Here is a 271-nt window from a genome sequence, read left to right as displayed (position 1 = left end):
AGCACAGATACTTGCAGACCTTGGTATAAAAAAAGTTAAGCTTCTGACTAATAATCCAAAAAAAATACGGGGACTTTCAGGTTATGGCATTGAGATAGTGGACAGGGTGGAAATTGAGATGAATCACAATGAAAGAAACAAGTACTATCTTAAAACAAAGAAAGACAAGATGGGTCACATATTAAAATTCAAGGAGGACAAGTAAATGAAAATCTATGAGGGAAATCTTATTGGAGAAGGCTTGAAATTTGGAATAGTTGTTGGAAGGTTC

General features: G+C 34.7%; 1 pseudogene. It reads left to right on the top strand.

What is annotated here, in order from left to right:
• Positions 1-205 (top strand): annotated as a pseudogene (locus ACKX14_RS15850) (bifunctional 3,4-dihydroxy-2-butanone-4-phosphate synthase/GTP cyclohydrolase II); the annotation flags it as partial.
• Positions 206-271 lie beyond the last annotated feature (66 nt).

Source organism: Thermorhabdus hydrogeniformans, from assembly GCF_049310025.1.
Taxonomy (GTDB): domain Bacteria; phylum Bacillota; class Thermosediminibacteria; order Thermosediminibacterales; family Tepidanaerobacteraceae; genus JBJYKD01.
The sequence above is the reverse complement of the archived record's forward strand: the minus strand, read 5'-3'. Positions and strand labels throughout refer to the sequence as shown.